Source organism: Candidatus Erwinia haradaeae (assembly GCF_900698985.1).
Lineage (GTDB): Bacteria > Pseudomonadota > Gammaproteobacteria > Enterobacterales > Enterobacteriaceae > Erwinia_E > Erwinia_E haradaeae_B.
This window is the reverse complement of record NZ_LR217730.1, coordinates 670227-683083: the sequence shown is the minus strand read 5'-3', so window position 1 is coordinate 683083 and position 12857 is coordinate 670227. Positions and strand designations below refer to the sequence as shown.

General features: G+C 33.5%; 6 protein-coding genes. 4 read left to right on the top strand and 2 right to left on the bottom strand.

Going from position 1 to position 12857, the window contains the following annotated elements:
- Positions 1 to 197 precede the first annotated feature (197 nt).
- The 4 genes from ERCIPSPA2889_RS02130 (at position 198) to hflC (ending at position 7661) form a co-directional block, all read left to right on the top strand.
- Complete coding sequence (locus ERCIPSPA2889_RS02130; RefSeq protein WP_232037611.1) at positions 198 to 1406, top strand: N-acetylmuramoyl-L-alanine amidase; 1209 nt, start codon at positions 198 to 200, stop codon at positions 1404 to 1406.
- A gap of 2057 nt (positions 1407 to 3463) precedes the next feature.
- On the top strand, positions 3464 to 4414 hold the full coding sequence (miaA, locus tag ERCIPSPA2889_RS02125) for a tRNA (adenosine(37)-N6)-dimethylallyltransferase MiaA (RefSeq protein WP_157989216.1): 951 nt from the start codon (positions 3464 to 3466) through the stop codon (positions 4412 to 4414).
- 1016 nt (positions 4415 to 5430) lie between these two features.
- Positions 5431 to 6693: an FtsH protease activity modulator HflK gene (gene hflK / locus ERCIPSPA2889_RS02120; RefSeq protein ID WP_157989215.1), complete on the top strand. Its 1263-nt coding sequence runs from the start codon at positions 5431 to 5433 to the stop codon at positions 6691 to 6693.
- A 2-nt stretch (positions 6694 to 6695) separates the two neighbouring features.
- On the top strand, positions 6696 to 7661 hold the full coding sequence (hflC, locus tag ERCIPSPA2889_RS02115; RefSeq protein WP_157989214.1) for a protease modulator HflC: 966 nt from the start codon (positions 6696 to 6698) through the stop codon (positions 7659 to 7661).
- A gap of 53 nt (positions 7662 to 7714) precedes the next feature.
- On the opposite strand, the gene dapB is transcribed toward hflC, so the two are convergent.
- Together dapB and rpoC are read right to left on the bottom strand one after the other, a co-directional pair.
- On the bottom strand, positions 7715 to 8536 hold the full coding sequence (gene dapB / locus ERCIPSPA2889_RS02110; protein ID WP_157989426.1) for a 4-hydroxy-tetrahydrodipicolinate reductase: 822 nt from the start codon (positions 8534 to 8536) through the stop codon (positions 7715 to 7717).
- 45 nt (positions 8537 to 8581) lie between these two features.
- Positions 8582 to 12808 (bottom strand): DNA-directed RNA polymerase subunit beta', encoded by a 4227-nt coding sequence (gene rpoC / locus ERCIPSPA2889_RS02105; protein ID WP_157989213.1) that lies wholly within the window; start codon positions 12806 to 12808, stop codon positions 8582 to 8584.
- Between the last annotated feature and the right edge of the window lie 49 nt (positions 12809 to 12857).

Here is a 12857-nt window from a genome sequence, read left to right as displayed (position 1 = left end):
TGCAAAATAAGAAACTAAATAGCGCATCTAATATGCTGTAGATATATCAAATGTGAAATTATACTTCAGATCTAATGATTTTGTAATATATTAAAATTAGGTATATCTTGTTATTTTTAATGATTTAAATATTTTATAGTGGATAATGCATCAAAAATTCTAGCATGATACCAAATATGAAACATTGGCTATTTTTCATGCCATTATTCTTTTTTTTTTCTGTTCAGGCATCTACTTTATTAGAGATTAATATTTCTAACACCCAAAACTCAGAAAATATTATGCTGAGTTTTTCTAATAAGCCAGTATATGTTTTCTTTTTTTTACATCATCCTGATCGTATAATTTTAAATGTTCGTGATAGTACTATTCTAAATGGATTACCACGGGACTTTAATTCTGATGGCATCGTACAATTTATTCGAGTGAGGGTAAATAATTCTCACAATTTACGTTTAGTATTTCAATTAGCAAATTGTGGAAAAATAAGAGCTATCATGAATCATACTGGTGTTCGTTATAATCTTCTATTTACTATAATTCGCAATAAGAAGATTGGTTTAAACCGTTTTGCTCATCCTTGTAAGTTTAAGAAAAAACTAATATTTTCACCTGTCCTCAGTATCTCAAAATATTCCCATACCGCTGGTCAAACTAAAAAAAATACCAAGGGGTGTGCAACTCTTAGTGCTACTAATATTAAAAATAAGATTATAGTTGCGATTGATGCTGGGCATGGTGGACAAGATCCTGGTGCTATTAGCAAATATGGCTTAAAAGAAAAAAACATAACTCTTATTATCGCGCGTCAACTTCAGGCATGGTTAAATTCCGATCCTATGTTTCATGGGGTAATGATTCGTAATAGCGATCACTTTATTTCTGTTGCAGAGCGCTCATTAATAGCTTACAAGAAAAAAGCTAGTATACTGATATCTATTCATGTAGATTCGGCATATAATCGTAGAGCATATGGAGCTTCAGCGTGGGTTTTATCTAATCGCCGTGCTAGTCGTGAATTAGTAAATCGATTGAGAAAAAAAGATGGTCAATTTAACATTTTGCGTAAAAATAAAAATAGCTTACTTGATGGTAATTACACTGATCGGTATGTTAGACAAGCCCTATTGGATCTTCAGTTTATTTATGCTCAGCGAGTAGGTTACGAGATAGCTACTAAAGTATTATGTCAGTTAAAGCATGTTAGCGCTTTGCATAAGTCTAAACCGGCATATGCAAGCTTTGGTGTTTTGCGTTCACCTTATATTCCTTCTTTGTTAATTGAAATCGGTTTTATCAGTAATACCAGAGAAGAAAGACTTCTTTCTAATCATTTTTACCAAAAAAGACTTAGCAAGTCATTATATCAAGGCCTGCATAACTATTTTGCATTGCATTTACCATAATATATATCTACGAAGAAAGCTTAATAAATATTATTTACACTAATAGTTTAATATAAAAAAATCGCAAATTCATTCAAAAGTGTGATTTTGTTTTTGTATTTTTATCATAATATATATAATTAAAAAGATAATATAGCTTCTGTGGTATTACCATGCGTAGCCTTCTAAAATTATTAAGTGTGGTATAGTAAAATTCAAAAATAACATTAATGTCCAGAATTGATTCCAACAGGATCAATTCTGTTAAAATTAAAAGAAGTATGCATGTTAAAAAGTAAAATAAAATAAAAATTTATTTTTACCATAGACTTATCATATCAAAAATATTATTGCAAAAGATAAACAATATAGATTCATGTGCTTTATATTAGATAGAATAAAATATATATAATTATTATTATTTAGTGGTCTATAGAAATGAATAATCCGTATCGCCGAATAATAACTAGCTTTTTGGTTTTCATTAGTAGAGCTAAATTAGTTGAGATGAGATTATAATCACAAGAAGGTGGAAGCATTAATTGATTAGATGTTTTATAAAAGTTCTATCATTAAAGAGAAAATTCTTATCTTAAATATCTATATATAGCAATATGGGATTAGAAAAGTCTATATATTTTTTAAGGTATAACATTGCAAAATTAAATGCACAATTCTAGCTAAGCTGAATAAAATATTATATAATATAATAAGATATGATAGAGAGGTTAATCATGAGCGATTTATTCTAATATTTTAAATATTTACTTAATTTATACTATTAGTTTCATTAATGAATACTAAATTTTATTTAATTATTATCAAGATATTTTATAACATATATCTAATCTTTAGAAGCTAGAAGTAACAATAAAAATCTAACTTTTTTAGAGAGTTTTATTTGATTAATTTAAACATATAATATAATTAATTACTATTTTTTATCTATATAAGGTTGTAACATATATAAATTTAATTTTTTGCTTTGTAAGCTTCTTGTTTTTATTAGCAGCTTAAAATAAACGTACTACTTAAATTATATCTTTTGTGTTATATATATAAATATAATTATTGGTCATACTTTCGTGTAATAATATCATATAGATTTTATTCAATTATTATTTGATCTGAGGTTTTTTTCATCTAGCATAGATTATATATTTTTATTGAAATAATTTAAATGATATATTGATATTTTTCATTATAAGTGTTATTAGCTCTACTATGATAAAAAATTGATAATAATACGAATAATAAATGTGGCGTCTCTTAATTAAAGAGATAATTATTAAGATATACTTAAAGCAAAAGAAAAAGTTAGATAATGACGATTAATCACACCATCAAGTCAGAACGTACTTAACAATTATTCTTGTAAAATTATAAGTTTACCCATAAGGATAAAATTTTTTAAATAGTAATTTTTTCTAATTAAGTTATATTTTAACATTTAAGATGAATTCAATTTTCTATTATATAATTTTTTTTTAAATGAAAATAATATTACTTTTTGTCTATAAGCGCATAAAATTATTAAGAGACTAATGGATTATGATATAATGGAATATTATTAGATGTTATTTCTAGCTATAATTAAAACTTTTAGTTTAGATAATTAATGTTAAAGAAATTAATATACATTATTAGCATAGAAAAGTATAATATATTGATCATAATACATTGCTTACCTGTGATGATATGAATTTAGAGATGGTATTTATGCTAAATAAAAACCTAGATCTTGTAAATTACAATTAAAGCTTAACTAAATTAGTTACAATCAAAAAGTAAATTATATCAATAAAATTATTGATTATCACTAGGCGCAAATAGCATTGTATTTAAAATGATTTTTTTTATATTCTATAGATGAATATTTATAGAATAAATGCAAATTACTAAGTATGGACATGTTATGTTCTGGAAAAGTATTAATGATATAATGTTCTAGACTAAAATTTTTTCTGGAAAAAAATTAAAAATTGATTTGGTGTGAAAAAATGAGTATTACACTAATTTTCTGAATAGATGTAGATTCAAAAAAATATAGACTCATATAGAGATTAATGTATTGTAGGATGAGTAAACAACTAAATATTAACTATCCGCGGGCCATTTTTTTAATGGGACCTACAGCATCAGGTAAAACTAATTTAGCTCTTGCTCTACAAAAATCGTTATTAGTAGATCTAATCAGTGTAGATTCAGCATTAATTTACAGAGGTATGGATATTGGTACTGCTAAGCCTTCTTTAGAAGAGCTTCTTGTTTCACCGCATCGTTTATTAAATATTCGAGATCCATCCGAAACTTACTCTGCAGCTGAGTTTTGTCGTGATGCATTAATTGAAATGGACAGTATCACTAAAAGTGGACGTATTCCGCTATTAGTCGGAGGGACTATGTTTTATTATAAGGCTCTCAAAGATGGATTGTCACCTCTTCCTCCATCAAGTCCAGAAGTGCGTCAATACATACAAGATATAGCACATACAAAAGGTTGGAATACTGTATATCGTCAGCTATATTATATCGATCCTACTGCAGCAAAATATATTCATATTAATGATACTCAAAGATTATCGCGTGCATTAGAGGTTTTTTTGATTTCTGGTCAAACCTTTACTGACTTAACTAAAAGATCCGGACAATCTTTAGCATATAATATTTGTACATTTGCAATTGCGCCTATAAGTCGGGATCTAATGAATCAGAGAATTGAAAAACGTGTGCATGATATGCTGAAGTTAGGGTTTGAATATGAGGTAAAAAAATTTTTTGAGCGAGGCGACTTACATGCTGGCATGTCGTCTATGCGATGCGTAGGATATCGACAAATGTGGTCTTATCTATCTGGTAAAATAAATTACCAGAATATGGTATGTCAAACTATCTATGCAACTCGACGATTAGCGAAAAACCAAATGACCTGGCTTCGTAGTTGGCCGGACAGTGTATATTGGCTGGATAGTGACCAATTTGATGATGCTTATAATAAAATCTTGCAGATTATTTTGATGCAGGATTAAGAATAATAAATCTTTTTATATAAGATGTTACATTGATGTAATTTTAGAGATTTTTTAACAAAAAAATCACTTAAGAAAATTTATTTAAATAATAAAATAATTAAATCGCACTAATTACAGAATCTATTGTAAAAAACGAATTTTATTAAGTAATGATATGTAAGTATTTTTTTATTTTTTATTCATTATATAAAAAAGTATAAATACTATGATCAGATTTGATCATTATATTCAGTGCTAATGATGATAACTATCATCACTCAAATAGCTTTATAAGTGCATTATATTTAGAGTAGTATCATTTGGGCTGGCATTAGAATTTAGGAGATCGTGTTATAATATTTTTTTTGGACATATAAAAAATACTGAGTTTAAGCAATCCATTTATTGAAAAATTTTAGGTTTTTGAATAACATGCAGTAACTAAAATATTAGATATTAGAGATTGTTAATCTACTAAGATAGATTTTAGAGGTTAGTCTGCAAGCCATTACAGATATACTAATCAATAGTATAGTCGTATGGTTATAAAATTTTATATTATAAACATTGTCTTGTATAACCTAGTTTAAAAAGAGTTTTTGTTAATTCGTTATGAGTTTTTTCTAAATATGGTAACTTATGAATAAGGTATGTTACTTTTATAATTATTTAAAAATATATTATATAGCAATAAATATAGTGTGATATATCGCTATTATAGTACATATCATGGTATATAACACATATCTAACATACTCAATTTTTATTAATGTGTAGATAAATTGTATTTATCCTGAATGTTATTTATAAAAATATGATCATATAGTATCCAATCTACACAACTTAATTATGTTCGTGTTGTGAAAGAAATGACATCTATATTAATAGTAGTAATAATTATTGATTAGTATATGGTGCAATCAATCACCAATAGAAACAGATTTATGACCTGTATGATATCACTGTTTCTATAAATTTCCTGATATGTCATACCTGTCCGGATAACAACATAAAATTATTAATGGAGCACAAATATGGCGTGGAATCACCCTGGAAATCATGGACAGGATAATAACCCGTGGGGCGGTAGCCATAATGCGGGTGATAATTCTACAGGTAATACTAATAAAGGAACATGCAACACTAGAGAAACTAACTGGAGCAATGTGTTTAGTCAGCTTATTCGTCAGTTTTTTGGATTAGGTAGTGCTAAAAAAAATAGTCATAGTGAACCTCCTCATGTTACTGGTGCTAATGAACGGTTTGTGTATATTATTATTGCTTCTATAGTTTTTGTTTGGGGTATTAGCGGGCTATATACTATAAAGGAGGCTGAAAGAGGTGTAATTACTAGATTTGGAAAATTTAGTCATATAGTGTACCCAGGTTTAAATTGGAAGCCAACTTTTATTGATCAGGTACAAGCAGTAAATGTTGAGGCAGTACGTGAATTATCAGCTTCCGGAACTATGCTGACTTCTGATGAAAATGTTGTGCGAGTAGAAATGAATGTACAATATCGTGTTACTAATCCAGAACGTTATTTATTTTCTGTCAATAGTGCAGATGATAGCTTGAGACAGGCAACTGACAGTGCCTTGCGTGGTGTTATTGGGCATTTAACAATGGATCGTATTTTAACTGAAGGGCGCACAGTAGTTCGCAGCAAGACACAGAGTGAGTTAGAGGAAACAATTAGCTTATATGATATGGGTATTACATTATTAGATGTGAATCTTCAGGCGGCACGTCCACCAGAAGATGTAAAAGCAGCTTTTGACGATGCAATAGCTGCCCGTGAAAATCGAGAACAAGTAGTTCGTGAAGCCGAGGCTTATGCTAATGATCGATTACCACGCGCTCGTGGTGACGCACAAGGTATTTTAGAGCAAGCGCGTGCGTATAAAACACGCGTTATTTTAGAAGCACAAGGTGAGGTAGATAGTTTTTCACGTATTTTACCTGAGTATAAAGCTGCACCAAAAATTACTCGTGAGCGTTTATATATCGAGACTATGGAACATGTTTTAGGTTATGCAAGAAAAGTTTTAGTTAATGACAAAGCTAATCATTTAATAATGTTACCTATAGAGCAATTTATTTCTCATCAGACTACTAAGATTGATAAAACACCTCAATATAATGTCAAAAAACTACAAAATCTTGCCCCTTTATCAACTGTTAATAGTAAAGAAAAAACCCATCAAAATGTTACTATATTTAACTCAAATGATATTATAGAAGCAAGACGAATAAATGCTAAACGCACTAACACCATGAACCAAGGGAGAGAGTAACGATGCGTAAACCATTTATTTTCGTATTGGTTGTTCTAGGAATAATATGTATGTCAATTTGTATCGTTCAGGAAGGTGAACGTGGGATTGTTATGCGATTTGGTAAGGTGTTACGTAATTCTGAGAATCAACCATTAGTATATATGCCTGGTATACATCTTAAAATTCCTGGACTAGAATCAGTAAAGTTACTTGATGCCCGCATCCAAACTATGGATAATCAAGCAGATCGATTTGTTACTAAAGAACAGAAAGATTTGATTGTAGATTCATATATCAAATGGCGCGTGAGTGATTTTAGTCGTTATTATCTTGCTACTGATGGTGGTGATATTTCGCAGGCTGAAGTATTGCTGAAGCGTAAATTTAGTGATCGTTTACGTTCTGAAATCGGCCGGCTAGATGTTCAGGATATTGTAACTGATTCTCATGGTAGACTCACTACTGATGTACGTGACGCATTAAATACTGGTAGCTCAAGCCAGGATAATGCTCTGGATGTATTGCACCATCATAATGAAAATTCTGTAACTTTGCCTGTTAATCAAAACAGCATGGAAGCACTAGGCATTAAGGTTATTGATGTACGCATTAAGCAAATTAATCTTCCAACTGAAGTTTCTGATGCCATCTACGCACGTATGCGTGCTGAGAGAGAATCTGTTGCGCGCAGCCAACGTGCACAAGGCGCCGAGGAAGCAGCAATAGTTAGAGCACAAGCAGATTATGCGGTTGAGCGCACTCTTGCAGAGGCACGTCGTCAAGCTTTAATTACTAAAGGAGAAGGGGACGCAGAGTCTGCAAAACTCTTTTCTGATGCATTTAGCAAAGATCCTGATTTTTATGCCTTTTTACGTAGCTTACGTGCTTATAAAAATAGTTTTAGCAGCCATCAGGACATTTTAATCTTGAGCCCAGAAACTGACTTTTTTCGCTTTATGAAGCGTCCTGATGTTTTACAACGCTAAAATAAAAAAATTATTATCGTTTGAATATACAAGATATATAATATAATTATATATTATATATCTTGTAATTCTAATACATCAATCATACTAAAAAAACCTGTTTTTTTAGTATGCAACCATAAAGCTGCTGTAATCGCGCCCTTTGCAAAGACAGAACGATCTAAAGATTTGTGGCTAATCTCAATATGTTCATCAATATCTGCAAATAGAGCCTTATGTTCTCCGATGATATTTCCACATCGTATGCTTGTGAAACCAATAGTTTTTTCTAAGCGTGGTCCGGTAACTCTATCTTTAGAATAGACCGCATGTCGACTAAAGTCCCATTTCAGTACTTTAGCGATAGCTTCTCCCATAGCTAATGCAGTTCCAGATGGTGAGTCGACTTTTTTTCGATGATGCGCTTCCATTATTTCAATATCCGCGCGTTCCCCCATAACTGTTGCTATTTTTTCTACTACCTTCAGTATTAAAGTAGCTCCGATACTGAAGTTAGAAGAATAAACAATTGGTATTTCCTGAGAAGAATTTTTGATCAGCATTATCTCTACATCATTAAATCCAGTCGTACCAATTACCATGCTTTTATGATGTTTTTTGCAAAATGGTAGATAGGTTAAGGTTCCTTGTGGACTAGTGAAATCAATCAGAATATCAAAATTATTAATTACTGCATCAAGCTTATCAGTAATAGGAATACCTAATACTGAATGATTAACTAATGTCCCTGCATCATGTCCTATCAGCCATGAGCAAGTGTTTACTACTACAGCTCCTAAAAGAACCCCAGGAGTCTGTATGATAGATTTTATTAATTGCCTTCCCATTCGTCCATCGGAACCAACAATACCAATACGAACTATATTATTCATGATAGTTACACTCATGTGTTATATAAATAATTATGAGTAATGATAAAATCATGAATCTGATGTGAATTTATCAAAACCAGAATTGAGTAACTCCGTTAAGCTCGCGGCAGCGGAATCAGCAGTAATATTATGTAAAGTAGATTTTTCATCTGATTTATTTTGGCGAATACGATCTTTATGGTATGAATAACCAGTACCCGCTGGGATTAATCGACCAACAATAACATTTTCTTTTAAGCCACGTAGTTTATCATACTTACCTGCAACTGCAGCTTCAGTGAGAACACGGGTTGTTTCTTGAAAAGAAGCAGCAGAAATAAACGATTCGGTTGCTAGAGAGGCTTTTGTAATACCTAGAAGATTACGAACAAAAGTTGCTTCAATTTTACCGTTCTCTTCTAAGTTACGGTTAGTTATCCTTACACGAGAGAATTCAGCTTGCTCCCCAGTCAGAAAATCAGAATCTCCCGCGTTTTGAATGGTGACTTTACGTAGCATTTGACGAATAATAACCTCAATATGTTTATCATTAATCTTTACACCTTGTAAGCGATACACTTCTTGGACTTCATTAGTAATATAACGAGTAACGGCATGTACACCGCGTAAGCGAAGAATGTCATGTGGTGACTCAGGACCATCAGAGACAACGTCCCCCCGCTCTACGTGTTCACCTTCAAATACATTTAACTGTCTCCACTTTGGAATCATTTCTTCATATGCATCATTACCATTAACGGGTGTAATGAGAAGCCTACGTTTACCTTTTGTTTCTTTACCGAAGGAAATAATACCACTAATTTCAGCTAAAATAGCCGGCTCTTTAGGGCGACGAGCTTCAAAAAGATCAGCAACGCGAGGAAGACCACCAGTAATATCTTTAGTACCGACAGACTCTTGTGGGACACGAGCTAGTGTATCACCAGCACTAATTTTTGCGCCATCTTCCAGTTGTACAATAGCTTTTCCTGGAAGAAAATACTGTACAGGCATCTCAGAGCCTGGATTCATAATGTCTTGATTATTGCTATCTAGTATTTTAAGGGCTGGACGCAGATCCTTCCCAACAGTAGTTCTTTCAGCGCTATCAAGGACCACAAGAGAAGATAGACCAGTTAACTCATCAGTCTGGCGAGTTATAGTTAAACCATCAATGATATCTGTAAACCGAATAAATCCGCTAACTTCAGTAACTACCGGCATAGTATGCGGATCCCAGTAAGCAACCGTCTCCCCAGCGGAGACATTTTCTTGTGTGCTTTTTAGCATCGTAGTTCCATAGGGAATTTTATAGCTTTCTTTGGTACGCCCAAATTCATCTATTATTTTTAGTTCAGTGTTACGTGATGTAATTACCAGCTTCCCTTCAGAATTAGTAACTGATTTTGCGTTTATTAATTTTACTGTTCCTTTATTCTGGACCTGAATGCTAGATTCAGCTGCTGCGCGTGATGCTGCTCCACCAATATGAAAGGTACGCATTGTTAATTGCGTACCCGGCTCCCCTATAGACTGAGCAGCAATAACTCCAATTGCCTCACCTTTATTGATGATATGACCCCGTGCAAGATCTCGACCATAACAATGAGCGCAAACGCCAAAGTCAGTTTCACAGCTTACTACTGATCTTACCTTTAAGCTGTCTACCGAATGTGCTTCTAATATGTCACACTCCTGCTCATGTAGGAGTGTATTGCGTAGTAATAGTATTGAAAGAGTTCCTGGATTTAGGACATCTTCTGATGTTACGCGACCTAGTACACGTTCTCGTAGTGGCTCTTTCACATCTCCACCTTCGATTAAAGGTGTCATTAAAATACCTTCGTGTGTACCGCAGTCATCTTCAGTAACTATGAGATCCTGTGCTACATCCACCAGTCTACGTGTTAGATAACCTGAGTTAGCAGTTTTTAACGCAGTATCCGCAAGCCCCTTGCGTGCACCATGTGTTGAAATAAAATATTGAAGAACGTTTAACCCTTCACGAAAATTTGCGGTAATAGGTGTTTCAATAATGGACCCATCTGGTTTTGCCATCAACCCTCTCATGCCTGCTAGTTGACGGATTTGCGCTGCAGAGCCTCTAGCACCAGAGTCAGCCATCATAAAAATGTTATTGAAAGAAATTTGACGTTCTGAGACACCTCTAGAATTAACTACAACTTCTGTAGATAGGTTTTCCATCATAGCTTGAGCAACGCGTTCATTTGCTGCTGCCCAGATATCAATCACTTTATTATATCTTTCTCCAACTGTTACCAGGCCAGACTGAAATTGTTTTTGTATTTCCGTGACTTCTGCCTCTGCCTCTCGAATGATATCTATTTTTTTCTGAGGAATAACCATGTCATCAATACCTACAGACGTACCAGAACGCGCTGCATATGTAAAGCCAGTATACATAGTTTGATCAGCAAAAATCACAGTTTCTTTTAGTCCTAAAATACGATAACAAGTATTTAGCATTTGCGAAATAGCTTGTTTACCTAATGTTTGATTTACTATTGAAAAAGGCAAACCTTTTGGTACGATCATCCATAGTACAGATCGACCGATGGTAGTATTAATAATATGAGTATTAGAGTTCCATTGCTCCTTTTCGTTTTTTGTGTATTCTGTAATACGTACTTTAACGCGAGCATGCAGTGAAGCAAGGCCAGCGCGATACATTCGTTCAGCTTCTTTTGCGCTACCTAATATCATTCCTTCACCTTTGGCATTAACGCAATCTCGAGTCATGTAATATAGACCTAGTACTACGTCTTGAGATGGAACAATAATTGGCTCACCATTTGCCGGTGATAAGATATTATTAGTTGACATCATGAGAACACGCGCCTCTAGTTGAGCTTCCATAGTTAGAGGAACATGAACAGCCATTTGATCACCATCAAAGTCAGCATTATATGCTGCACAGACTAATGGATGTAATTGTATTGCTTTTCCTTCAATCAGAACCGGTTCGAAAGCCTGGATACCTAAACGATGTAGAGTTGGAGCGCGATTTAGCAGTACTGGATGTTCACGGATAACCTCCTCTAATATGTCCCAGACTACTGATTCTTCTCTTTCAACCATTTTTTTTGCTGCTTTAATCGTCGTCGCAAGACCACGAAGTTCTAGAGTTCCGTAAATAAATGGCTTGAAGAGTTCTAATGCCATTTTTTTCGGTAGACCACACTGATGTAAGTGTAGGCATGGTCCTACTGTAATAACTGATCGACCAGAATAATCAACGCGTTTACCTAAAAGGTTTTGACGGAATCGACCTTGCTTACCTTTTATCATATCTGCTAAAGATTTCAAAGGGCGTTTATTAGAACCAGTAATTGCACGACCGCGACGTCCGTTATCTAAGAGAGCATCCACTGCTTCTTGTAACATGCGCTTTTCATTACGCACGATAATATCTGGCGCCGCTAGATCTAGTAAGCGCTTTAAACGATTATTACGATTAATCACACGACGATATAAATCATTTAAGTCAGATGTTGCAAAACGACCACCATCTAATGGCACAAGAGGTCGCAAATCAGGCGGTAATACCGGAAGAACATTAAGGATCATCCATTCTGGTTTATTACCAGATTGCATAAATGCTTCAAGTAATTTTATACGTTTTGTTAATTTTTTACGTTTAGTCTCAGAGTTAGATTCATTTAATTCAACACGTAACTGTTCGCACTCTTTATCGAGGTTAATATTTTTAAAAAGAGTTTGAATAGCTGCAGCTCCTATTGTTGCCTCAAATTCATCACCAAACTCTTCCAGGGCATCAAGATATTGCTCTTCCGTTAGGAGTTGATATTTCTCAAGACTAGTCATCCCACTCTCGATAACAATATAAGATTCGAAATATAGCACTCTTTCAATATCACGCAACGGCATATCTAATAGTAACCCAATACGTGATGGTAGTGATTTAAGGAACCAAATATGTGCAATAGGAGACGCGAGTTCAATATGCCCCATTCTTTCACGACGTACCTTAGTTTGTGTCACTTCTACACCGCATTTCTCACATATAACACCGCGATGCTTCAGGCGCTTATATTTACCACATAAACACTCATAGTCTTTGACAGGGCCAAAGATTCGTGCGCAAAAAAGTCCGTCACGTTCAGGCTTGAAGGTCCGGTAATTAATAGTCTCTGGTTTTTTTACTTCACCAAAAGACCATAAACGAATCGTATCTGGCGATGCCAGAGCAATCTTAATTGCATCAAATTCTTCAGCATGATGTTGTGTTTTTAATAATTTTATTAAGTCTTTCACGCATTAGCTCCGGTCGGATAGGACTGCTCAGAGGTACTTTAAGAACCTT